This is a genomic window from Ensifer adhaerens (assembly GCF_002007205.1).
GTDB lineage: Bacteria > Pseudomonadota > Alphaproteobacteria > Rhizobiales > Rhizobiaceae > Ensifer > Ensifer adhaerens_D.
Genome location: NZ_LAZS01000005.1, coordinates 63,669 through 86,395 on the forward strand (window position 1 = coordinate 63,669; position 22,727 = coordinate 86,395).

Consider the following 22,727-nt stretch of genomic DNA (forward strand, 5'->3'; position numbering starts at 1 on the left):
TTTGTTTTCTCGGGAAGTGCCGGACGCGAACCTGCGTCCGGCTTTCGTCGCAATCGCTTAGCTGTCGAACCAGACGCGGCTGCCGACGTAGCCGTTCGAGAGGTCGTTGCCGATGTCGTCGACGAAGCCCTTGAGCGATGCCGAGGCGGCGTTCACGTAGTCGTTGAAAACCGGCAGGATCAGGCCGCCTTCGTCGCGCACCGTCAATGCCATGGTGTGGTACATCTCCTTGCGCTTTGCATCGTCGAGCTCGGAGCGGGCCTGAAGCAGCAGCTTGTCGAAATCCTCGCGCTTGAAGCGCGTGTCGTTCCATTCGGCGGTCGAGAGATAGGAGGTCGAGTAGCGCGAATCCTGCGTCGGCCGGCCGCCCCAATAGGAGGCACAGAAGGGCTGCACGTTCCAGACATTGGTCCAGTAGCCGTCTTCCGGCTCGCGGCGCACTTCGATCTCGATGCCCGCCTTCCTGGCGCTTTCCTGGAAGAGCACCGCGGCGTCGGCAGCACCCGGGAAGGCGGCGTCGGAGGTGCGCAGCAGGATCGGCCGGTCGTGGCCGGACTTCTTGAAGTGGAAGGCGGCCTTATCGGGATCATAGGCCCGCTGCTCGATGCCTTCCGGAGCGAGCGCGTAGTTGCCGTTGACCGGATAGTCGTTGCCGAGCGTGCCGAAGCCGCCGAGCACCCGGTCGAGGATCGCCTGGCGATCGACCGCATATTTCAGCGCCAGCCTCAGATCGTTGTTGTCGAAGGGTGCGGTGTCGCAATGCATCAGGAAGCTATAGAAGCCCTTGCCGGCGGTTCTCAGGATTTCGACGCGCGGCGCCCGCTTCAGAAGCGGCACGGTCTTCGGGTCGATGTTGTTGATGAAATGGACCTGACCGGAGGAAAGGGCTGCGATGCGCGCCGTCGTGTCGTTCATCACGATGATCTCGACACTGTCGACGAAGCCGCGGTCGGAGCGCCAGTCATCGGCGTTCTTCTCGAAGGTGGCGCGCAGGCCCGCCTCGTAGCTTGCAAGCTTGTAAGGACCGGTGCCGATGGGCGAGGCCGGATTGTCGACGCCGCCCTTCGGCTGGATGATCAGGTGATAGTCGGTCAGAAGCAGCGGCAGGTCGGCATTGCCCTCGGTCAAGGTCAGCACCAGGCTGCCTGCCTTTTCCTCGATCGTCTTGATCGAGCGCATCAGCCCGAGCGCGCCGGACTTGGAGCCTTCGTCCGCGTGGCGCTTCAGTGTCGCGACGACGTCGGCAATCGTCAGCTTGCTGCCGTCATGGAAGCTGACGTCGCTGCGGATCTTGAAGGTCCACTCAGACGCGTCGGCCGAAGGGGTCCAGGATTCGGCAAGGGCCGGCAGCGGCGCGCCGGTCTTCGGGTCGGATTCGACCAGCGTGTCGCCCCAGAGATGGCCGATGACGAAGGAGACGGAACCGCTATAGGCGGCCGGATCGAGCGAGTCCGTGGTGGCGCCGCCCTTGAGACCGAGCTTCAGATGGCCGCCGCGCTTCGGTTCCTGAGCCCTTGCGTCGGTGGCGGCGAGCGTGCCGCCGAAACCGGCCGCAAGGCCCAATGCTGCGGTGCCGGCCAGGAAGCCGCGCCGGCTGAGGCCGGCCGAGGCCATGCCTGCCGGAACGAGGAGGCCGTCGGGGCGCTTCGTAAATTCGGTCATCTCAAGGTTCCCTTTGGAGTGATGCTTGTTAAGGAAAACCTAGCGCTTGCCGGCCAGCGCACAATTTCGCGACTTGACGCTTCTTTACGCTCTTTTACGCTGTTTGAGCGCTTCGATCGGACAGAGCCAGTGGCGCGTTGAATGAGGGCCGGAAAGCACCGTGCAGGACATCGAAAACTTTGCCGCCAATCTTCGTTTCGCCTGTGCGACGCGACGCTCGATCTCGCAGATCTGCCGCGAGATCGGCATCAACCGCCAGCAGTTCAACCGCTATATCGGCGGCGAGGCGCGGCCTTCGCCGCACAACGTGGCGCGCATCGCCCGCTTCTTCGGGCTGCAGGCGCAGGATTTCTCGCTGCCGGCAAAGCAGTTCGAAATGCGCATGACCCGCCCGGACCACGATCGGTCGGATGCCGGCCTGTTGCTCGAAGGCTTTCCCGGTGACATCGCCGGCCTCAGGCGGCACATCGGCTACTACCAGACCTATCACGTGTCGCCCTCCTGGCCGGGCCTCGTGGTCTGCTCCTGCGCAAGGATCTACGAGGAAGCAGGCTCGGTCCGGGTCAAGTCGATCGAGCGCATCCGCGATCCCGCAAACGAGATCCAGCAGTTCTCGAAATATGTCGGCCTTGTCACCTTCTGGCGAAACCGCATCTTCATCGCCGAGCGCAGCATCGGGCGCGAGCCGATGCTGGCGCAGACGATCCTGTTGCCGTTCGAAGTGCACCAGCGGGTTTATCTGCGCGGCACCACCATGGGTGTCTCCTGGCGCAAGGAAAACCTGCCCTACGCGTCGCGGATGATCTGGCGCTCGCTTGGGGGGCAACCGGATCTCCGGCAGATGCTGTCGCGCTGCGGCGTACTTTCCTTCGGCTCGCGGAATTTGCCGCAGACGGTGCGAGCCTTCCTCGATACGCCCGATGCAGAACTTTTGACCGTGCCGACCGAATATTGAGCCGGCGCGGCCATGTGATAGGTTTCGCCGAAACGGAACGATGAAGGAGGGATCATGAAATCTGTTGTGGCCGCCATCGCCTGCGTTTGCATGGCCTTGCCGTTGTCAGCGGCAATGGCCGAGGAGGCGCGCGCACCGATCCCGACCTGCGCGCTTTCGGGTGCTTCCAGCGTAATGATCGGCGGCCAGCCGGCGCTGAGATTGTCCGACGTCGCCAATTGCCCGCCGGAACTCTACGAGGTGGTGCCGAGCATCATGGTCGAAGGCCAGCCGGTGGTGCATTTTCGCGCCGGCAGCGGCAAAAAGGGCGATTGCTCCGCCAAGGGCGAGGCGACGGTGACCTTCGAAGGCGAGGCGGCGCAGAGGGTCGGCGACGTCGATTGCCGGCAGAAATGACGGTTTTCCAGCCCTCTCTAGAAGATCCTTCTGCGCCACGCGACTTCACATGTCCATTCCGACTGAACGAGCCGGAGGGCCCACTGGCTTTCGCCAAAGCAGCCGCCCCGGCTCCGCCTCAGGGCGTCAGTTCATGTACTTGGCAAGATACGACAGCACCTTCTCGGGGTGGCGGCCGAACCAGTTGTAGCCGTCCTCGAAGCGCTTGGTCGTACCCTCGATCCAGTAGAGTTCCTTGTCGGTGCTGGCCAGGGCGTCAAACGTGCTCTGCGCGTCGCTCGGATTGTTGATCACGGCATCGTCGAGCACCTGCCACATCAGGACCGGCAGCTTGACGTTCGGAGCCCACAATCTGCCCGACATGTCAGCGGCGGCAAAACCGCCCAGCTTGAGAAGCTCCAGGTCGATCAGTTCCTGGTACTGCGCGATGCCTTGGTAGCCCGAGAGCTTGGCGAAGACCGACGTCATGTTGGGAACCAGCGGGCTGAGCAGGCACTTGACGTTCTCGAACAGTTCGGGGCGCCTGGTGATCGCCGCATATTGCGAAACCCCACCCAGGCACTGACTGAACAGGGCAACGTCCATCTTGCTCAGGCGCGGATGGGCATCGACGAACTTCTTCACGCCGACGCAGTCGCGCCATTCCCATTGGCCGACGCCGCAGACCCCGCCGTTGGCAGCGCCACTCTGCCCGTGATTGCGGAAGTCGTAGGTCAGGACGTTGTAGCCCGCATCGGTCAGGTGCTTGTACTGAATGACGAAGTCGATCTCGACCGGTTCGATGAAGTTGCTCCACGGCTCGCCCATATGGCCTGGATAGCCGGCGCGGCACATCGGGAGAGCGTGGTTGAAGATCACGAGTTTGTTGCTCTCTCCACCCTTGGCCGGGATGTACCAGGCTTCGAGAGGCGTGCCGTCGTCCGACGGGATGGACAGGTCGTACCATCCTTCCATGCCGTACTCGTCGGGGTTCTTGAAGATGAAGCTGCGCGGCATCTTGACCATGCCGGCCAGCGCCTTGACCTTGGCGTGATCTTCCGGGGAGATGGTTTTTTCCTGCTCCCGAGCCTTCTGCATTCTTTCCTTGGAAATTCCGGTCATAACAACACTCCTTTGTCTGCCCGAAGATGCCGCACCTCGACCGTATCGGCGTGCCGAGACGTGATGTCGGCGGGTATGGGCTGATTTTAGCGGGGAAATGGGTCGGATAAACCACTTGGACATGACATCAGTGTTAAGTGATAACTGACAATATGTCCCTTGATCCCTCTCTGCTTCCCGCCATGGCGTGGTTCGTTCACGTGGCCCGCCGCCGCAGCTTCACCAAGGCCGCCACGGAAATGGAAGTGACGCGCGCGACTGTGTCGCAGCACCTGAAGTCGCTGGAGCGGCACCTGAACGTGCGGCTGCTGCACCGTACGACGCGCGACATGTCTCTGACCGAGGAAGGCCAGCGTCTGTTCGATGTGCTGCAGCCCGCATTTGCCGCGATCGAAGCCGCTGTCACGGACCTCGGAGAAAGCGGCGCGGAGCCATCGGGCACGATCCGGCTATCCGTCTCGCGCGTCGCCGCCCGATCGCTGATCGAGCCGCATATGGCGGAGTTTCTGGCACGCTATCCGAAGCTGCGGCTGGAACTGGTGACCGACGACGGCTTCTCCAACATCGTGGCCGAAGGGCTCGACGCCGGCATTCGCTTGGGTGAAAGTCTCGACGAGCACGTGGTTGCGGTGCCCATCACGCCGCCGCTGGAGATGGCGATCGTCGGCTCGCCCGCGTATTTCGAACACCACGGTGTTCCCGAGACGCCCCAGGAGCTGAAGCACCACAACTGCCTGTCCTATCGCTTCACCTCGAGCGGCATCATCGATCGCTGGACCTTCCTCACACCTGACGCAGAGGCGCGCGCGGTGGTCTACGAACCCCAGGGCAACGCCATCTTCAACGACGACGACAGCATGTTGCGTGCGGCACTACAGGGCGTCGGACTGGTGCAGCATCTCGACTTGTGCATACGTCCGTATTTGGAGGACGGCACGTTGGTGCGTGTCCTTCTCCCGTGGGTTCATCCCCGCCCCGCCTTCTTTCTTTACGTGCCATCGCGCGCCCAGATGCCCGCCAAGACCCGTGCGCTCATGGACTTTCTTGTCGAGCAGCGCAAAAAGCTGGCACGAAAGGTGGCTCCATAGCGTTTGCTTGGGCTTCATGCCGTCGAAGCGGGGTCGGGGAAACCAAGCCTCGCCAACCGGGCACCCTCCCGAACGGCTGAAAGCGCCGGCGGATTGGAGATAGGATAGCCGGCAATGAAGCCGTCGACCGTGAACGACGGGAACTGGGTTCGCAGCCGCGACACGACCTCTGCCGCCTCATCCATCTCGCCAAGGTACGCGTGCGCCATCGCCTGGAACATCAGTGTGTTGGGCGATTCCTGCGAACTCTTTTCAAGCGCGGACAGGCACTCGCGATAGCGCCCGACGACGAAGAGAACGCGCGCGAACATGCCATAGTACCAGGGCGGGCCGAGCGGGTTGAGCGAGAGGGCGCGCTCGATGAAGGGAACCCCATCGGCGGGATCGCCGACGATCAGGGCCTTGGCTCCCGCGAGCAGCGCCAGCGTATCGGCGTTGTTCCTGCCATAGTCGAGCGCCCGGGCGTGGGCCTCGGCGGCACCCGCCAGATCACCGATGCAGGCTTTGAAATCGCCGATACAGGTATGGCCGGCCGGATCCGTCGGATCGAGCCGCAGCGCCTCCTCGGCGGCGCTGCGCCAGTTCTTTCTTGCGCTTTCGAGGTCGTCGCCGAAGCCGTTCGCCGCCTGGATGGAGTGGGCATAGGCAAGTTCGGTCCAGGCGCGCGCCCGCCCCGGATCGAGCTCGATCGAGCGCGTCAGCAATTGCATGGCGGCGGCGTTGCCATCCGGGCTGAAGCGATTGTGCTGTTCGACGCCCAGCAGGAAGTAGTCATAAGCTTGCAGGCTGCCCGGCGGCTTTTGCCGGCTCGCCTTGCGGCCGATGGCGGCCAGCGTGCCGAAGCAGCCGGCGAGCACGTTGATGACGCTTTCGGTGAGGCTGTCCTGCAGCGTCAGCACGTCCTCCATCGTGCGCTCGTAGCGCTCGCTCCAGAGCGTCATGCCGGTGCGCGTATCGGAAAGCTGGATCGTCAGGCGGACCCGCCGGTCGTCCGCGCGCAGCTGCCCGGTGATGGCATAGGTGGCGCCGACCGCCTGGACATGGTCCTCGAAGCTTTCCGGCCGGTTGCCGAGCAGCTTCATCGTATGGAAAGCGATCACCGGGATGTCGGCGAAGCGCGCGAGGTCGACGCAGATATCGGACGACAGGCCATCGGCAAAGCGGCGCCAGCGTTCCTCCGGGTTGAGGCTTTCAATGGGAAAGACCGCGAGCGTTGGCGAGGCCGGCTCGGCCACCCGCGACGGTGCTGCGGCTTCGCTTGCCGTTCTGCCGGCCACCATCTGCGCGACCCAGGAGGCGAGCTCGATCTTGTTGCGAACACCGAGCTTGCCGTAGATCGTCGCAAGATGCGTGCGCACGGTCGACGGCGCGATAAACAGCGCCTTTCCGATTTGGCGATAGGTCAGGCCGGCGGCAAAACGCTCGGCCACGGCGCGCTCGCGGTCTGACAAGGCTTCGGTGACGACCTGTGGTGTCGGGATACGGTTCATGGCTGCTTCCTGCCATCTGACCGGGCCGTTTTCAATGGCGACATACGGCAAGGTGCCACAGCGCCCCTTGCGCGTCCAACGGCGCGCGCGGTGCTTCCGGCAAAATACTACAAATGCAGGAGAGGAAAACACAGCAACTGCGCGATGTGGAACGCGTGCCACGTGCCTAGAGTTCCGACAGTGTTTCAACGCCCTGACGGGCAAGAAGAGGTGGGAACGGCGATGAGCAGCCTGCTTTCCGGAATGTCCGAATTCTATCACGCCGTCCGGCTGGATCTGCGCCAACCGGCCAAACATCTCGCCGACAGCCTCGGCCGCCACGATCCTTTCCGGATCCTTTTCATATGGGATGATCGCATTCGTGTCCGCGAACAACTGCAGTTGATGGCTGATCAATATCCGGAGCGGCTGAGGGATATCGGACTGACCCGCGCGCAGGTTCGCGCGGAGACTAACAAGGCCTTCTGGCAACGCTGACGTTGCGAAGGAAGATGGGAGACGGCGGCGCGCGATCGTGCCGCCGTCTCGTTTTTCAGTTGCCGGCGCTTTCCATCCGGCGTGTCTTCAGCACCCGCTCCAGCCAGCCGATTTCCATCTCCGGAACCGACTTCAGAAGCAGGTCCGTGTAGTCGTCGAAGGGCGGCGACAGCACCTTCGACTTCGGCCCGAAGCGCACGAGGCGGCCTCGATGCATGACCGCGACGCTGTCGGCGATCGCCCGGACGATGGCGATGTCGTGGGTGATAAAGACATAGGAAACAGCGGTTTCCTCCTGAAGCTTCAAAAGCAGATTCAGGATGCCTTCGGCCACGAGGGGATCAAGTGCGGAGGTCGGCTCGTCGCAGAGGATCAGCTCCGGTTTGGCTGCGAGCGCCCTTGCGATCGCCACGCGCTGCTTCTGGCCGCCCGAAAGTTCGGCCGGATAACGATCGAGGAAACGCGTTCCCATTTCGATCTGGTCGAGCAGCTCGTTGACCCGCTCCGTCTTCTTCTGGCCGTGCAGGCCGAAGTAGAAGGAGAGCGGACGGCCGACGATTTCGCGCACCGTCTGGCGCGGGTTCATCGCCGTGTCCGCCATCTGGTAGATCATCTGGATGCGGCGGAGCTCGTCGTTGCTGCGGCCCTTGAGGGCCGGCGGCAGCTCCTTGCCCTCAAAGGTGATGCGGCCTTCGCTCGGCGGCAGAAGGCCGGTGATGACGCGGGCAAGCGTCGACTTGCCCGAGCCGCTTTCGCCGACGATCGCCAGAGTCTGGCCCTTCGGCAGATGCATCGAGACATCGTGCAGCACCTTGAAGCCGTTGGCATAGCCGGCGCTGATGTGCTCGATCTTCAGCTGCGCGCCGGTCTGGTCGGCCGCCTCGTCGCGCTTGGTCTGGCGGACGCTGACGAGTGCGCGGGTGTAATCCTCCCGCGGCGCCTCGATGATCTGCTTCGTCGAGCCGTATTCCACCGTCTTGCCATGGCGCAGCACCATGATGTCGTCGGAGATCTGGGCGACGACCGCGAGATCGTGGGTGATGTAGAGCGCCGCCGTGTGCGTCTCCTCGATCGCATGCTTGATTGCGGCAAGCACGTCGATCTGGGTCGTCACGTCGAGCGCGGTCGTCGGCTCGTCGAAGACGATCAGTTCCGGGTTGGGGCAGAGCGCCATGGCGGTCATGGCGCGCTGCAACTGGCCGCCGGAGACCTGGTGCGGATAGCGCTCGCCAAAGGTTTCCGGATTGGGCAGGCCGAGCACGCGGAAGAGATAGAGCGCCCGCTTCTTAGCCTCCTCGCGGCTCATGATGCCGTGGCGGAGCGACGCCTCGATCACCTGGTCTCCGAGCCGGTGCGCCGGGTTGAAGGCGGCGGCGGCCGATTGCGCGACGTAGCAGACGCGGGCACCGCGGATCGAGCGGATGCCGTTCTTGTCGAGCGTCAGGATGTCCTTGCCGTCGAGCAGGACCTCACCGCCGGTGATGCGCACGCCGCCGCGGCCGTAAGCGAGCGCCGAAAGGCCGATGGTCGACTTGCCGGCGCCGGACTCGCCGATGAGGCCGAGCACCTTGCCTTTTTGCACCGTGAACGAGACGCCCTCGACGAGGGTGACGACCTTGGGCGGTTCGCCCGGCGGGTAGCTCGTCGCTTCGATCTTCAGGTTCTTGACGGAGAGCATCTCAGGCATCGCCGCGTCCTCCCTTGAGGCTGGAGGTTCGTTTCATCAGCCAGTCGACGACGAGGTTGACGCAGATCGCGAGCGTGGCGATCGCCGCACCCGGGACGAGCGCTGCCGAGATACCGAAGATGATGCCGTCCTTGTTGTCCTTGACCATGCCGCCCCAGTCGGCTGCCGGCGGCTGGATGCCGAGGCCGAGGAAGGAGAGGGTGGAAAGAAACAGGATCGAGAAGGCGAAGCGCAGGCCGAATTCGGCCAAGAGCGGCGACAGCGTGTTCGGCAGGATCTCGCGGAAGATGATCCAGAGCGAACCTTCGCCGCGCAGCCTTGCCGCTTCGACGAACTCCATGACCGCGACATCAAGGGCGACGGCGCGGCCGATGCGGAAGACGCGGGTACTATCGAGCACCGCCATCACGAGGATCAGGATCCACAGATGCTGCGGCAGCACGGCGAGAACGACGAGGGCGAAGATCAGTGTCGGGATCGCCATCATCAGGTCGTTGAAGCGGGAGAAGAGCTGGTCGGTGAAACCGCCGACGACGGCGGCGGTGAAGCTCAGGAGCATGCCCAGCGAGAACGAAAGCACGGTTGCCGCCAGCGCCACGAAGATGGTGGTGCGGGCGCCATAGATCAGACGCGAGAGCAGGTCGCGGCCGAGATTGTCGGTGCCGAGCAGGAAGTCGCCACCGGGCGGAAGCCAGACGTCGCCGACGACGTCGCGTTCGCCGAAGGGAGCAATCATGGGCGCGAAGAGCGCGCAGAAGATCGCGATCGCAATGCCGGCGATGCCGATCCAGGCGCTGAAGGGGATGGATCTCAGGTTCATCGCGGATGCCTCAGTCTGGGGTTGGCGATGATTGCCAGAATGTCGGCCGCCATGTTCAGGAAGATGTAGAAGGCGGCAAAGATCAGGCCGCAGGCCTGAACGACCGGCATGTCGCGCACGGTCACCGCATCCACCATGTATTGCCCCATGCCCGGATAGACGAAGACCACTTCGACCACGACGACGCCGACGACGAGATAGGCAAGATTGAGCGCAATGACGTTGATGACGGGCGCCACGGCGTTGGGAGCGGCATGGCGCGCGATGATGCGGAACATGCTGAGCCCCTTCAGCTCCGCCGTCTCGACATAGGCCGACGACATGACGTTGAGGATGGCAGCCCGGGTCATGCGCATCATATGGGCGAGCACGACGAGGACGAGGGTCGCGACCGGAAGGGCGATCGCCGAGAGCCGTTCGGTGAGGGTCATGCTGTCATAGACGGTCGCGGGGAAGGTCGCGACGCCGTATTGGACGGCAAAGAACATGATCAGGAGATAGCCGACGAAGAATTCGGGCAGCGAGATCGCCGCGAGCGAGACGACGTTGATGATCTTGTCCGGCAGCCTATTGCGGAACTGCACTGCCAGCATGCCGAGACCGACGGCGAGCGGCACGGAGACGAGGGCCGCGAAGAAGGCGAGGAACAGCGAATTGCCGAGGCGCTTGCTGATCTGTTCGCCAACCGAGTTCTTGCTCGCCCAGGAGGTGCCGAAGTCGCCCTGAACGGCGCCGCCGAGCCAGGAGAGGTAACGTTCGCTCCAGGGCTTGTCGAGGCCGAGATCCTTGCGGATGTTTTCGACCGCCTGCGGCGTTGCCGACTGACCGAGATAGGTGGTGGCGAAATCGCCGGGGAGTGCTTCGATGCCGCCAGATATCATCAGCGATACGGCAAAGAGCAGCCCGACGCTCAAGCCCAGGCGCTGCAGGATCAGCGCCACGAGCGGGCGACGGAAGGTGAAGCGGCGCCAGAATGTGCCGTCAATATCGCCGTTCGAGGGGTTGGCGGTGCCAGGGTTGGGTTTTGCTGGTACTCCGGAAAGTTCGGCAGGGCGCGGATGGGTTCCATCCGCGCTCCCGTCCGTCGGAACCGGACCAGTGAGCGGTCCGCTTTCCATCATCATGCGTCCAGCCATACCCGAGTTGCGACATAACCGTTCGACATGTCGTTGCCGATATCGTGCACGTAGCCCTTCACCTGCTTGGTGGAGGCGTTCACGAAGTCGTTGAACATCGGCAGGATCAGGCCGCCTTCGTCACGCACCATCATGGCCATGGTGCGGTACATGTCCTTGCGCTTGGCCTCGTCGAGTTCGGCGCGGGCCTCGAGCAGGATCTTGTCGAAGTCCTTGCGCAGGAAGCGGGTGTCGTTCCAGTCCGCGCCGGAGTGGTAAGCCGTCGAGTACATCTGGTCCTGGGTCGGGCGGCCGCCCCAGTAGGAGGTGGAGAAGGGCTGGACGTTCCAGACATTGGTCCAGTAGCCGTCGCCCGGCTCGCGCTTGACCTCGATCTCGATGCCGGCCTTCTTGGCACTTTCCTGGTAGAGCACGGCCGCGTCGACAGCACCCGGGAAGGCGACGTCGGAGGTGCGCAAGAGCACCGGACCGCTGTGGCCCGACTTCTTGTAGTGGAAGGCGGCCTTGTCCGGATCATAGGCGCGCTGCTCGATGCCCCCGGGGAAGAGGGCGTAGGTTTCGTTGATCGGGAAGTCGTTGCCGACCTTGCCGTAGCCGCCGAGGATGCGCTGGACCATGGTCTCGCGGTCCATCGCGTATTTCAGCGCCATGCGCAGGTCGTTGTTGTCGAAGGGCGCGGTGTTGCAATGCATGATGAACACGTAGTGGCCGCGGCCGGACGTGTTCAGGATCTCGACCGTCGGCGCCTTCTTCAGAAGGTTGACCGTCTTCGGGTCGACTCGGTTGATGTAGTGCACCTGGCCGGAGGAAAGGGCCGCGATGCGGGCCGTCGCATCGTTCATGGCGATCAGTTCGACCGAATCCACGTAGCCGCGATCCGTGCGCCAGTCGTCGGCATTCTTCTCGAAGGTGGCGCGGACGCCGGCCTCGAAGCTCGTGACCTTGAAGGGGCCGGTGCCGATCATTGCGTCGGGCGCGTCGATGCCGCCGCCCGGCTGGATGATCAGGTGGTAGTCGGTGAGAAGCAGCGGCAGGTCGGCATTGCCTTCCGTCAGCGTGAGCACCAGCTTGTCGCCGTCGGCCTTGATCTCCTTGATCGACTTCATCACGCCGAGCGCGCCGGATTCCGACTTCTCGTCGGTGTGGCGCTGCAGGGTCTTGATGACGTCGTCGAGCGTCAGCTCCTTGCCGTCATGGAACTTCACGCCCTTGCGGATGGTAAAGGTCCAGGTCGATGCGTCGGCTGACGGCTCCCAGGATTCGGCCAATGCCGGCACCGGCGAGCCTGTCGTCGGATGGCTTTCGACCAGCATGTCGCCCCAGTTGCGGCCGACGACGAACATGAATTGCGAGAGCGCCTTGGCCGGATCCTTCGAGTCGGTTGCCGCCGCACCTTCGAGACCCAGTTTCAGGTGACCGCCGCGCTTGGGCTCCTGCGCTGCAGCGCTGGTGGCAAACAAAGTGCCGGCCGTCGAGGCGAGAATGCCGGCAGCCGCCGCGCGGCCCAAAAACTCGCGCCGGTTCATCTTGCCGAGCATGACCTGTCGTGTGAGGTAATCCTTGTAATCGCTCATTCCCCTGTTCCCTTTTCTCGTCGGCATTCGCCGTTCGTTGTGGTTGGTAGAGATTGTATCGATGGCTTCGGACCGGCCCAAAGCGGCCGCTTCTTGTTCTTCCGGGTTCTTGTTTCTCCTTCCTTCGGACCGGGCGTCTTCTTTCAGATCGATAAGCGTAATCGCTGGAACTCTTGTTGTAACGCCCTAAATTACAATTTATTTCCATAAGCTTGGCTTATGGATGCGCGTTTGATGGCGCGCGGTTTCGCCCGCGCGTCTCGTCACGTTCCGGTGCCGGTCGTCCGGCTCTGTTACCTGCGCCGCCAAGGCTTGGCCGGCGCTGTTCAAGCGGGATGCGGGGGAAAACCGCCCACACCTTTCATCCCGCTCAGCGGCCCTTCCAGACGGGGTCGCGCTTCTCGGCGAAGGCGCGCACGCCTTCCAGCTGGTCTTCGCTCGAATAGAGGATGTCGACGCTCTTGAACTGCCGCTTGGTGATCTTGTTCATCGTCGTCTGGAAGGTCTCGCCCTCGGCGGCGCGGACCACTTCCTTGATCGAGGCGTAGACCAGGGGCGGGCCGCTTTCGAGCAGGCGGGCGAGTTCCCAGGCGCGTTCCATAAGTTTGTTCGCCGGCAGGATCTCGTTGGCGAAACCCCAGCGGTGGGCCTCGACCGCATCGAGCCAGCGGCCGGTCAGAAGCATGTCCATGGCGATGTGGTAGGGGATGCGTTTCGGCAGTTTGATCGAGGCGGCGTCGGCGACGGTGCCGGAGCGGATCTCGGGCAGGGCGAAGGTCGCATGCTCGGCGGCAAGGATCAGGTCGGTCGAGAGCGCGATTTCGAGGCCGCCGCCACAGCAGATGCCGTTGATCGCCGCAATGATCGGCTTGTTGAGGTCGCGCAGTTCCTGCATGCCGCCGAAACCGCCGACGCCATAGTCGCCGTCGACTGCGTCACCCGCAGCGGCTGCTTTCAGGTCCCACCCCGGACAAAAGAACTTTTCGCCGGCGCCGGTTACGATCGCGACGCGCAACGTGTCGTCGTCGCGGAAATCTCGGAAGATCTCGCCCATGACCCGGCTGGTCGCCAGATCGATCGCATTGGCCTTCGGCCGGTCGATGGTGACTTCGAGGATGCCGCCTTCGCGGCGGGTGCGGATCGGTCCGGTCATATCAGTCATTTCCTCCGGCGGATCAGGGCGTCGGCGGCAACGGCACCCTGGCCGTTCGGCAACACCATCAATGGATTGATATCCAGTTCTTCGAGTTTCGAAGCGTTTGCAACGACATAGGATGCCGCTGCGGCGACAGCCTCGGTCAATGCTGCATAATCGGCGGTTGGCGCGCCACGATAGCCGTCCAGCAGCTTGCGGATCTTCAGTCCGCCGATCGCCTCACGGATTGCTTCTGATGTCGTCGGCAGCGTCAGGATGGCGGAATCGTCGAGCAGTTCCACCAGGATGCCGCCAGCGCCGATGGTCAGAACAGGTCCGGCGACCGGGTCGCGCATGGCACCGATGATGAGTTCGGCGACGGGCTTGCCCACCATCTTCTCGACGAGGTAGCCCGAGGCAACCGCGGCCATGGCCTTTGCCGCGGCATGGACCTCGTCGCGGCTCGCAAGGTTGAGCTTCACCGCGCCGGCTTCCGTCTTGTGGGCGACGCCGAGACCCTTGAGCACCACGGGGAAACCGAGTGCTTCGGCCGCATTTGCGGCTTCTTCGGCGGTCGTGGCTGTCCTTCCTTCGGGCACCTTCAGGCCTGACGTGGCAAGCTCCAGCTTGGCCTCATGTTCGCTGAGCGTGATCGCGTCACCGGCATCACCAACGACTTCCAGCAGACGGGGCGGGGCCGGCTTTGCCCAGGCGGCACCGATGTCGGCGGCGGTCTCGATGGCGTCCAGCGCCTCCTCGATGCCGAAGAAGGGCACGACGCCGGCCTTCATCAGGAAGAGGGCGGTGGCTTCGGGCATGTTCTCGCCAAGGCTGGCGACGATGCCGGCGCGGGCGCCGGTCGCCCGTGCCGCGTCGATCACCGCATGACAGGTGGTCTCCCAGTCGGCCGGATCGCAGCGGTCGAGCCGCGGGAAGTCGAGCACGAGCAGATTGATCGCATAACCGCCCTTCATCATGGCGGCAAAGGCGGTCGTCTGCTTCTCGCGATTGCCCCAGACGAAGGTGTGGTAGTCGAGCGGGTTGGCGATCGTAACCATCTCGCCGAGCGCGTCCTTGAGCGGCTTCTTCTGCTCGTCGCGCAAGGGGCGGTAGTTCACCCGGTAACGCTCGCCGGCATCCGCCATCAGCGAGGCCTCGCCGCCGGAGCAGCTCATCGAGGAGATGTCGCGGCTCGCGAGCGGGCCTGCGACATGCAGGAGCTTCAGCGTTTCCAAGAGTGCCGGCAGGGTGTCGACGCGGCCGATGCCGAGACGGGCAAGAAGGGCGGAGGAGACGCGGTCGTTGCCGGCAAGCGATGCGGTGTGCGACACGGTCGCCAGCTGGGCTGCTTCCGACTTGCCGACCTTGAGCGTGACGACCGGTTTGCCGAGTTCTCGGGCGCGGGTGGCCAGCCGTTCGAGTGCTGCCACGCTGTCGAAGCCTTCGATATGCAGGCCGACGGCGGTGACGCGCGGATCCTCGAGCACGGCGCAGGCGATGTCGGACAAGCCCGTCTGCGCCTGGTTGCCGGCGGTCATGACATAGGCGAGCGGCAGGCCGCGCGTCTGCATCGAGATGTTGCAGGCGATGTTGGAGGACTGCGTCAGGATCGCGACGCCCTTTTCGATGCGCAGCATGCCGTGCTGGTCCGGCCAGAGCAGGGCGCCGTCGAGCATGTTGATGAAGCCGTAGCAATTCGGCCCGACAATCGGCATGTCGCCGGCAGCCGCCACCAGCGCCTCCTGCATGTCGTTGCCGTCGTCAAGCTCGCTCGCCGCCTCGCGAAAGCCCGAGGCGTAGCAGACGGCGCCGCCGGCGCCGCGGGCGGCAAGATCGCGGATGATGTCGATCGTCAGTTGCCGGTTGACGCCGACGAAGGAGGCATCCGGCGCACGCGGCAGTTCCGCCACGGAGCGGTAGCATTTGCGGCCGAGGATCTCCGCCTCGCGCGGGTGCACCGGCCAGATCTCGCCGGTAAAACCCATCTTGTCGCATTGTTCGATCACGCGCCGGGCTTCCTTGCCGCCGAAGACGGCGATGGTGCGCGGGCGGATCAGGCGGTCGAGGGGGCGGGTCATGCGGCGCCTCCCGCGAAGGCGATGCGGGTTTGCGGGGCCGCGGATACCCCCCTCTGCCCTGCCGGGCATCTCCCCCACAAGGGGGGAGATTGGATGGGGCGCTGTGGTCGCCAAGCATTGGTCGTCGAGGAAGCAGACATTTTCAAGCGGCGGATGGTGGACGAGATGCCGAAGCGCACCGGGTTGCGATGGTGGCGGCCCCGGACGCCGCTGCTATCTGCGGGATGGTTGGGATCGCCGGCGGTGGTTGCTCCGTCGTCGCGCTTCCGATCTGCCGGGACGCGACGATCGAGGGAAACCGGCGTGGGTGCATCTGGCCGATCTCCCCCCTTGTGGGGGAGATGCCCGGCAGGGCAGAGGGGGGTAACTCGCTCAAAACGACCCATCCCGTCACGCCCCCAGCGGCCGAAGCAAGTCGCGGCTGATGATGTGGCGCTGGATTTCAGAGGTGCCGTCCCAGATGCGCTCGACGCGGGCGTCGCGCCAGAAGCGGGCGAGGGGCAGGTCGTCCATCAGGCCCATGCCGCCGAAGATCTGGATCGCCTCGTCGGTGACGCGGGCGAGCATCTCGGTGGCAAAAACCTTGGCCGAGGCGATCTCGCGGTTCGACGGCAGGCCGTTGTCTAGCCGCCAGGCGGCCGACAGCGTCAGCAGGTCGGCGGCGTCGATGTCGGTGATCATGTCGGCGAGCTTGAAGGAGACGCCCTGGTTGGCGCCGATCGGCTTGCCGAACTGCTTGCGATCGGCAGCATAGTTCAGCGCATAGTCGAAGGCGCGGCGCGCCCGGCCGACAGAGGTCGCGGCCACCGTCAGGCGGGTGGCGTAGAGCCAGTCATTGGCGACGTCGAAGCCCTTGTGCACTTCGCCGAGGATCTGGGAGGAGGGCAGGCGGCAATCGTCGAAGGTCAGGATGCAGTTGTTGTAGCCGCGGTGCGAGACCGAGTTGTAGCCCTTGCGGATCTCGAAGCCCGGCGTGCCGCGGTCGACGAGGAAGCAGGTGATCTTCTTCTTGGGCCCGCGCGGCGTGTCTTCCTCGCCGGTCGCGATGAAGACGATGACGAAATCGGCGATGTCTGCATGGCTGATGAAGTGCTTGGTGCCGTTGACGATCCAGTCGTCGCCGTCCTTGCGGGCAAAGCATTTCATGCCGCGGACGTCCGAGCCGGCATCCGGCTCGGTCATCGCGAGCGCGTCGAACTTGTCGCCCTTGACCGCCGGGATCAGATACTTTTCGCGCTGCTCGGCATTGCAGCCCATCAGGATGCCCGAGGGGCGACCGAAGAAGACGGTGAGGCCCATGGAGCCGCGGCCAAGTTCGCGCTCGACCAGCGTGAAGGACGTGTGATCGAGGCCGGCGCCGCCCACTTCCTCAGGGAAATTGCAGCCAAAGAAGCCGATCTCCTTGCATTTGCGGGCGATCTCCTGGCCGAGCTCGCGCGGCACCACACCGGTGCGCTCGACCTCGTCCTCATGCGGATAGATTTCGGTTTCGACGAAGCTCCGGACCGTATCGACGATCATCTGCTGTTCTTCGGTCAGTGCGAAATTCATTGTTCTCCCTCGCTTTTCTGTCTGCCTGCCTGGTGGCCGATCTCCCCATCGACCATTGGCGTGCTTGTCTTGCCCCTCACCCTAGCCCTCTCCCCGCAGGCGGGGAGAGGGGACGCCTCTCATGCAGCGCAACGCTGCGGCCCTAAAACCGCTGCGACCTTTGGAGGAACGAGCGGTCACCGCTTGTCCCTTCTCCCCGCTTGCGGGGAGAAGGTTGCGGCAGCGGGATGAGGGGCCTTCGCCCGACATTGCCCGCTTTGGCGCAGTCAACGCTTCTGGCCGACGAAGCGTCCGGCACCATCCGGCGTCGGCAGCTGTGCATGCGCTTGCGTGATCGCGCGGAGCTTGCTCAGCACCGCCTCGGGTGCCGCCACCGCCTTGCCGGCCTTGCTATCGACATGCAGCATCATCTGTTCGGCGGTCGCCACGGCCTCGTTGGTGGCCGCGTTGTAGATCGTCGAGAAGATGTGCAGGCGCTTTTCGTCCGACGACAGGATCTGGCATGTCGAATAGAGCGCCTCGCCGAGCTTGGCTTCGCCGAGGTTCCGGATATGGGTCTCGACCGTATAGTAGCTGTGGCCGTCGCGGACATAGTCGAGGTCGACGCCGATCAGACGCAGCACGCCGTCGGAGGTGTCGCCGAAGACCTGGAGATAGCGGTGCTCGGTCATGTGGCCGTTATAGTCCACCCAGGCGGCGCTGACCTTGGTGTCGAGGATGCGCAGCGGCTTGACGTCGCCGAGGTTCGCTTCCGGCTTCTTCGCGTTGGCCCAGAGCTTGGCCTCGAAATCGGCAAGCAGCTTGCCCGCACCCCAGCCTTCGCCGCCATTACCGGATTTCAGTGCATGCATGATGCCGACGAGATTTTCGTCGCGGATGCGCTCGAGCTCGCGGATCGAGCGACCGGCGGCCTGCGCGTCCGATTGGGCGCCGATCTTTTCGACCAACGCATCGTCGAGGTCGACGACGTCGGTGAACTTCGTCCAGGGCCATTTGAGACACGGGCCGAACTGGGCGAGGAAGTGGCGCATGCCGGCCTCGCCGCCGGCGATGCGATAGGTCTCGAACAGGCCCATCTGCGCCCAGCGCATGCCGAAGGAGTAGCGCATGACGTTGTCGAGCGTTTCGGTATCGCAGATGTCGTCCTGGATTAGCCACAGCGCCTCGCGCCAGAGCGCTTCGAGCAGCCGGTCGCCGACGAAGGCCTCGATCTCCTTGGCGATGACGACGCCCTTCATGCCGATCTGCTCGACGCCCAACATGGCGCGCTCGATCGTCGCCTTCGACGTCTTCTTGCCGCCGACGAGTTCGACCAGCGGCAGCAGGTAGACGGGGTTATAGGGATGCGCCACGAACATGCGCTCGGGGTGGTGCATCTCGGACTGCAGGTCGGAGGGAAGAAGGCCCGAGGTGGAGGAGCCGATCAGCGCATCGGGGCGCGCTGCCGCATCGATCTTGGTGATGACGCCGCGCTTCAGCTCCAGCCGTTCCGGCACGCTTTCCTGAATCCAGTCAGCACCTTCGACCGCTTCCTCGATGCTCTTGCAGAAGGTGAGTTTGCCCTTCGGCGGCAGCGGCGCCATGGTCAGCATGGCATAGGCGCGCTCGGCATTGGCCATGACTTCGCCGATGATGCGTTCGGCTTCCGGATGCGGGTCGAAGATCTTCACGTCGATGCCGGCGAGCGCGAAGCGCGCCACCCAGGCGCCGCCGATGACGCCGCCACCGACACAGGCTGCTTTTTTGATTTCGGTCATTCCTCACCTCGACTTCTAAAATTGCAAAACTGCCCCTCACCCTAACCCTCTCCCCGCAGGCGGGGAGAGGGGGCTGAGCGCCTTCGGCTTGCTGCCTTCTCCCCGTCTTGCGGGGAGAAGGTGCCGGCAGGCGGATGAGGGGCGATTCCCCTCACCGTGAGGATAAGGGGCGCTCCCCTCGATCACTTCAGCGCTTCGTCAGCTTCAGTTTCTCGCGGACCTCTTTCGGTCCGATGATCTTGGCGCCCATGCCCTCGATGACGCCGACGGCTTTCTCGACGAGCTGGCCGTTGGTCGCAAGCTGGCCCTTGCCGATGTAGAGGTTGTCTTCGAGACCGACGCGAACGTTGCCGCCGGCAAGGATGGCTGCCGCCGGATAGGCGAGCGCGTTGCGGCCGATGGAGAAGGCCGAGAAGGTCCAGTTGGCGGGCACGTTGTTGACCATGGCCATGAAGGTGTTGAGGTCGTCAGGCGCGCCCCACGGAATGCCCATGCAGAGCTGGATCAAGACCGGGTCTTCGATCAGCCCTTCCTCGACCAGCTGCTTGGCGAACCAGAGGTGGCCGGTGTCGAAGGCCTCGATCTCGGGGCGAACGCCGAGCGCGGTCATCTGCCGGGCCATTTCCCGCAGCATAGACGGCGTGTTGGTCATGACGTAGTCGCCGAGCGAGAAGTTCATGGTGCCGCAGTCGAGCGTGCAGATCTCGGGCAGGCACTCTGCCACATGGGCGACGCGCTCGGTGGCGCCAGCCATGTCGGTGCCCTTCTCGTTGAGCGGAAGCGGACTTTCGACATTGCCGAAGATGAGGTCACCGCCCATGCCGGCGGTCAGGTTCAGTACGATGTCGATATCGGCCGAGCGGATGCGATCGGTCACTTCCCTGTAGAGATCGAGCCTGCGGGCCGGCGCGCCGGTCTCCGGATCACGAACGTGGCAATGGACGACGGCAGCGCCGGCCTTGGCCGCCTCGACCGCCGCTTCGGCGATCTGCTTCGGCGTGATCGGAACGTGGCTGGACTTTGAAACGGTGTCTCCCGAGCCGGTGACGGCACAGGTGATGAATACCTCGCGGTTCATGCTGAGCGGCATTGCTGTCTCCCTTTTATTGCGCTCATTACGAGCCAAGAAAGGTCTCTCTGCTTTTCATTATCGGCTTCATCTTATACATTATCGGCGACAAGGCGGAGAAGTTTGGACATGGATCAGAACGTTTCGCAGGTGCAGCACGTCGATATCCTGGTCCTGCCGGAAACCAATCTGATCCTCGTCGCCTCCGTCATCGAGCCGATGCGCGCGGCCAACCGCATCGCCGGGCGCCCGCTCTACGACTGGACGATCTTCAGCCCTGATGGCGCGCCGATCGAAACGAAGAGCGGCATCCCCATTCCGGTCTCAGGCGCCTTCCGGCCGCAGCGCGAGACGTCGCCGCTTTTCATCCTCTCGAGCTACAACTGGCGGCGCAGCGCCACTTCGCAATTGAAGATGATGCTGTCCCAGACCGCCCGGCACCGCGAGATGATGGCGGGCATCGAATCCGGCTCCTGGCTGCTGGCCGAAACCAGCCTGCTCGACACGTCCAAGGCCACCACACATTGGGAGGATTTCGAGGATTTCACCGCCACCTACCCGCAGGTGACGATGGTGCGCGAGCGCTTCGTCATCGACGGCAAGCGCATCACGACAGGCGGCTCGCTGCCGACGCTCGACCTGATGCTGGAGCTCATTCGCCGGGCGCATGGCTATTCGCTGGCGCTCGAAGTGTCGCGCCTGTTCATCTACGAGCAGGAGCGGACCCGCGGCGACCTCCTGCAAATGCCGGCGATCGGCAACATGCGCATCCTCGATCCGCGCGTGGGTGCTGCTGTCAAGCTGATGGAGGAAACGGTGGAGTTGCCGCTGACGCTGGCAAGGCTTGCTCGCCGCATCGGCGTCAGCACCCGGCATCTTCAGGACCTCTTTCGCGACACGATGGGGGTTGCACCGCATGAGCACTACCTGGCGCTCCGTCTCAATGCGGCGCGGCGCAAGGTGATCGAGACGCGGATGGAATTTGCCGACATCGCCGCAATCTCCGGCTTCAACTCGTCATCCTCCTTCTCCCGCAGCTACCGGGCGCACTATCGCGAAAGCCCGAGCGAGACCAGGCGACGGCTGAAGCTGAAGGGTTGAATGCGCGCTTCAAGTGGTGAATCAGATGGTGATTCACAGAGTCGTTTCAGACGGTTGGGGGCGGATGATCAGGAACTGATTCCGATGCCGGTGCGCAAGATACGGAGCTTGTTGCTTTGGCCTGTGTCCCTTCCTCCGTCATTCCTGTGCTTGTCACAGGAATCCAGTCGAGGCGCGTCGGCGCGTCGAAAAGGCTCTTTTCAGCCCAAGGACTTGGGCTGGCTAGATTCCTGTGACAAGCACAGGAATGAGGGTAAGGGAGGAGTCTCACTCACGAAATTTTTTGCCGTGGCCTGAATGACCCGACAAAGCGTCAAATCGGTGCGCTCATCTTCATCATCGCAATCATCAGTTCGCCGATCTCCCCGGCAAAGGCGCCGCGCGGCCAGACGAGGGTGAGCGATTGCCGGTAGGCTGGGCCGAGCCGGATCATCGCCGGCGGGAAGTGCACGCGAGCGAGCGAAGAGTGCGGCAGCACCGAGAGATAGCCGTGCTGGCAAACGAGGTTGATGATCACGGGGATGGAATCGACCTCGACGAGGGTGATGCGCCGCCGTTCGGTCTCGCTCAGCGTGTCGTCGAGGAAGCGCGCGGCTTCGCGCCGAAGCCCGCTCCTGACGCTCGGCACCGCGATCGGGCAGGCGGCAAGCAGCCGCGGCAGGTCGCCGCCGTGTTCGGAAAGGGCGGATGCCGGGCCGGCGAGCACCAGCGGCGTTTGCGACACCAGCCGGCCGTCACAATCCAAGGGGATCTCGGCGACATCGAGCAGGGCGGCATCGAAGCGGCGGCTGCGGAGACCGGCGAGCAGTTCGTCGGCAGTGGTGCTGGAGATGAACAGCGGCTGGCGCGGGCGGGTGCGGTGCCAGTTCGCCGTCAGGGTCGCGAGCATACGGGCGATTTCGCTTTCCGGGCCGAGCGGCATGACCGCGCCGAGCCGCCAGGTGGCGACGTCGCGGCGAAAGCGATCGGCGGAGGCGTGGGTCAGCCGCGCCCAGATATCGAGCAGGGCCTCGGTCAGCGGGATGACCCGTTCGGCGGTTGGCGTGCAAAGGATGCCGCCATGCGAGCGCTCGAACAGACGGCAGCCAAGGTGACGTTCGAGGTCCGCCATCTGCCGTGTCAGTTGCGGCTGGCCGAGACCGAGCGCCTTGGCCGTGGCGCGGATGCTGCCGGCGCGGGCGATGCGGACGAAGCGGTCGAGCGCGACGAGACCGATCGACGGTACGGGGGCCGTCGCCTCCTGTCCGACCTCTTCGAGAATGGCGGTGATCTTCATGGTCGCCTGCTGCACGTCGACGGCGCGCGCACGCGCTTCGAGCGTCACCACCAGCGCCGTTTCTTCCCGACGGAAGAGCGGCATGGAAATCGCCTGTTCGAAGCGCTTGACCGCGGCGCTGACACTCGACGGCGCTCGGCCGCAAAGGGTTGCGGCGCGACGAACGCCACCTTCGCGAAGCACCGCATCGACCAAGGCGATCGTTGCCATATCCATTCCCATGACTCCGGACGCGGCACCATCACCCCGCGCGTTCTGAAATCCGCATCACCCGTTCCGGATTTGGGATATAGCACGGATGCGCGATAAGCGCATAGCATGCATGGAGCATCCCGGCATTTTCGAGCGTCGGTTGCGAGACATCAGAGCATCCG

The 22,727-nt window shown here is 64.0% G+C and carries 18 protein-coding genes; 5 read left to right on the plus strand and 13 right to left on the minus strand.

Going from position 1 to position 22,727, the window contains the following annotated elements; all coding sequences use genetic code 11:
- Window positions 1–57: 57 nt before the first annotated feature.
- Window positions 58–1,614, minus strand: coding sequence for an ABC transporter substrate-binding protein (locus XB14_RS04050; RefSeq protein ID WP_077961868.1), 1,557 nt, complete (start codon window positions 1,612–1,614; stop codon window positions 58–60).
- A gap of 217 nt (window positions 1,615–1,831) precedes the next feature.
- On the opposite strand from XB14_RS04050, the gene XB14_RS04055 reads away from it, so the two are divergent.
- On the plus strand, window positions 1,832–2,617 hold the full coding sequence (locus XB14_RS04055) for a helix-turn-helix domain-containing protein (protein ID WP_419178573.1): 786 nt from the start codon (window positions 1,832–1,834) through the stop codon (window positions 2,615–2,617).
- Window positions 2,618–2,671: 54 nt separating this feature from the next.
- Window positions 2,672–3,013, plus strand: coding sequence for a PAAR domain-containing protein (locus tag XB14_RS04060; protein ID WP_077960375.1), 342 nt, complete (start codon window positions 2,672–2,674; stop codon window positions 3,011–3,013).
- A 126-nt stretch (window positions 3,014–3,139) separates the two neighbouring features.
- On the opposite strand, the gene XB14_RS04065 is transcribed toward XB14_RS04060, so the two are convergent.
- Entirely contained in the window at window positions 3,140–4,114 is a 975-nt protein-coding gene (locus XB14_RS04065) for an alpha/beta hydrolase family protein (protein ID WP_077960377.1), read from the minus strand.
- A gap of 152 nt (window positions 4,115–4,266) precedes the next feature.
- Between XB14_RS04065 and XB14_RS04070 the strand changes: the two genes are divergently transcribed.
- Window positions 4,267–5,202, plus strand: a complete 936-nt coding sequence (locus XB14_RS04070; RefSeq protein WP_077960379.1) for a LysR family transcriptional regulator — start codon at window positions 4,267–4,269, stop codon at window positions 5,200–5,202.
- Between the two features lie 14 nt (window positions 5,203–5,216).
- On the opposite strand, the gene XB14_RS04075 is transcribed toward XB14_RS04070, so the two are convergent.
- A complete protein-coding gene (locus XB14_RS04075) occupies window positions 5,217–6,692 on the minus strand; it encodes a LuxR C-terminal-related transcriptional regulator (protein WP_077960380.1) in 1,476 nt (491 codons plus the stop codon).
- A 222-nt stretch (window positions 6,693–6,914) separates the two neighbouring features.
- Between XB14_RS04075 and XB14_RS04080 the strand changes: the two genes are divergently transcribed.
- Complete coding sequence (locus XB14_RS04080; protein WP_077960381.1) at window positions 6,915–7,169, plus strand: DUF1127 domain-containing protein; 255 nt, start codon at window positions 6,915–6,917, stop codon at window positions 7,167–7,169.
- 55 nt (window positions 7,170–7,224) lie between these two features.
- Here XB14_RS04080 and XB14_RS04085 read toward each other — a convergent pair whose 3' ends face one another.
- The 9 genes from XB14_RS04085 to XB14_RS04125 form a co-directional block, all read right to left on the minus strand.
- Complete coding sequence (locus XB14_RS04085; protein WP_077960383.1) at window positions 7,225–8,856, minus strand: ABC transporter ATP-binding protein; 1,632 nt, start codon at window positions 8,854–8,856, stop codon at window positions 7,225–7,227.
- Window positions 8,849–9,676 carry an ABC transporter permease gene (locus XB14_RS04090; RefSeq protein ID WP_077960384.1) on the minus strand — a complete coding sequence of 276 codons (828 nt, stop codon included), beginning with the start codon at window positions 9,674–9,676 and terminating at the stop codon, window positions 8,849–8,851. The genes XB14_RS04085 and XB14_RS04090 overlap by 8 nt, the downstream gene beginning before the upstream one ends.
- The gene (locus XB14_RS04095; protein WP_077960386.1) at window positions 9,673–10,812 is read right to left on the minus strand and encodes an ABC transporter permease; all 1,140 of its coding nucleotides are present in this window, start codon (window positions 10,810–10,812) and stop codon (window positions 9,673–9,675) included. Before XB14_RS04095 ends, XB14_RS04090 begins: the two co-directional genes overlap by 4 nt.
- Window positions 10,797–12,386: an ABC transporter substrate-binding protein gene (locus XB14_RS04100; RefSeq protein ID WP_077960388.1), complete on the minus strand. Its 1,590-nt coding sequence runs from the start codon at window positions 12,384–12,386 to the stop codon at window positions 10,797–10,799. The genes XB14_RS04095 and XB14_RS04100 overlap by 16 nt, the downstream gene beginning before the upstream one ends.
- 370 nt (window positions 12,387–12,756) lie before the next feature.
- Complete coding sequence (locus XB14_RS04105; RefSeq protein ID WP_077960389.1) at window positions 12,757–13,539, minus strand: carnitinyl-CoA dehydratase; 783 nt, start codon at window positions 13,537–13,539, stop codon at window positions 12,757–12,759.
- A gap of 5 nt (window positions 13,540–13,544) precedes the next feature.
- The gene (locus tag XB14_RS04110; RefSeq protein WP_077960390.1) at window positions 13,545–15,599 is read right to left on the minus strand and encodes an acetate--CoA ligase family protein; all 2,055 of its coding nucleotides are present in this window, start codon (window positions 15,597–15,599) and stop codon (window positions 13,545–13,547) included.
- Between the two features lie 390 nt (window positions 15,600–15,989).
- A complete protein-coding gene (locus tag XB14_RS04115) occupies window positions 15,990–17,150 on the minus strand; it encodes an acyl-CoA dehydrogenase family protein (RefSeq protein WP_077960391.1) in 1,161 nt (386 codons plus the stop codon).
- A 266-nt stretch (window positions 17,151–17,416) separates the two neighbouring features.
- The gene (locus tag XB14_RS04120) at window positions 17,417–18,907 is read right to left on the minus strand and encodes a carnitine 3-dehydrogenase (RefSeq protein ID WP_077960392.1); all 1,491 of its coding nucleotides are present in this window, start codon (window positions 18,905–18,907) and stop codon (window positions 17,417–17,419) included.
- A gap of 187 nt (window positions 18,908–19,094) precedes the next feature.
- The gene (locus XB14_RS04125) at window positions 19,095–19,997 is read right to left on the minus strand and encodes a 3-keto-5-aminohexanoate cleavage protein (protein ID WP_077960393.1); all 903 of its coding nucleotides are present in this window, start codon (window positions 19,995–19,997) and stop codon (window positions 19,095–19,097) included.
- A 108-nt stretch (window positions 19,998–20,105) separates the two neighbouring features.
- Between XB14_RS04125 and XB14_RS04130 the strand changes: the two genes are divergently transcribed.
- On the plus strand, window positions 20,106–21,077 hold the full coding sequence (locus XB14_RS04130) for a GlxA family transcriptional regulator (RefSeq protein WP_077960394.1): 972 nt from the start codon (window positions 20,106–20,108) through the stop codon (window positions 21,075–21,077).
- 313 nt (window positions 21,078–21,390) lie between these two features.
- Here the strand turns inward: XB14_RS04130 and XB14_RS04140 are convergent, their stop codons facing one another.
- Window positions 21,391–22,569 (minus strand): LysR family transcriptional regulator, encoded by a 1,179-nt coding sequence (locus tag XB14_RS04140; protein ID WP_179119524.1) that lies wholly within the window; start codon window positions 22,567–22,569, stop codon window positions 21,391–21,393.
- Window positions 22,570–22,727 lie beyond the last annotated feature (158 nt).

Coding starts and splice junctions, on each gene's coding strand:
- XB14_RS04050 (WP_077961868.1), bottom strand. CDS start 1,614: ATGGCCTCGGCCGGCCTCAGCCGGCGCGGCTTCCTGGCCGGCACCGCA.
- XB14_RS04060 (WP_077960375.1), top strand. CDS start 2,672: ATGAAATCTGTTGTGGCCGCCATCGCCTGCGTTTGCATGGCCTTGCCG.
- XB14_RS04065 (WP_077960377.1), bottom strand. CDS start 4,114: ATGACCGGAATTTCCAAGGAAAGAATGCAGAAGGCTCGGGAGCAGGAA.
- XB14_RS04070 (WP_077960379.1), top strand. CDS start 4,267: ATGTCCCTTGATCCCTCTCTGCTTCCCGCCATGGCGTGGTTCGTTCAC.
- XB14_RS04075 (WP_077960380.1), bottom strand. CDS start 6,692: ATGAACCGTATCCCGACACCACAGGTCGTCACCGAAGCCTTGTCAGAC.
- XB14_RS04080 (WP_077960381.1), top strand. CDS start 6,915: ATGAGCAGCCTGCTTTCCGGAATGTCCGAATTCTATCACGCCGTCCGG.
- XB14_RS04085 (WP_077960383.1), bottom strand. CDS start 8,856: ATGCCTGAGATGCTCTCCGTCAAGAACCTGAAGATCGAAGCGACGAGC.
- XB14_RS04090 (WP_077960384.1), bottom strand. CDS start 9,676: ATGAACCTGAGATCCATCCCCTTCAGCGCCTGGATCGGCATCGCCGGC.
- XB14_RS04095 (WP_077960386.1), bottom strand. CDS start 10,812: ATGGCTGGACGCATGATGATGGAAAGCGGACCGCTCACTGGTCCGGTT.
- XB14_RS04100 (WP_077960388.1), bottom strand. CDS start 12,386: ATGAGCGATTACAAGGATTACCTCACACGACAGGTCATGCTCGGCAAG.
- XB14_RS04105 (WP_077960389.1), bottom strand. CDS start 13,539: ATGACCGGACCGATCCGCACCCGCCGCGAAGGCGGCATCCTCGAAGTC.
- XB14_RS04110 (WP_077960390.1), bottom strand. CDS start 15,599: ATGACCCGCCCCCTCGACCGCCTGATCCGCCCGCGCACCATCGCCGTC.
- XB14_RS04115 (WP_077960391.1), bottom strand. CDS start 17,150: ATGAATTTCGCACTGACCGAAGAACAGCAGATGATCGTCGATACGGTC.
- XB14_RS04120 (WP_077960392.1), bottom strand. CDS start 18,907: ATGACCGAAATCAAAAAAGCAGCCTGTGTCGGTGGCGGCGTCATCGGC.
- XB14_RS04125 (WP_077960393.1), bottom strand. CDS start 19,997: ATGCCGCTCAGCATGAACCGCGAGGTATTCATCACCTGTGCCGTCACC.
- XB14_RS04130 (WP_077960394.1), top strand. CDS start 20,106: ATGGATCAGAACGTTTCGCAGGTGCAGCACGTCGATATCCTGGTCCTG.
- XB14_RS04140 (WP_179119524.1), bottom strand. CDS start 22,569: ATGGATATGGCAACGATCGCCTTGGTCGATGCGGTGCTTCGCGAAGGT.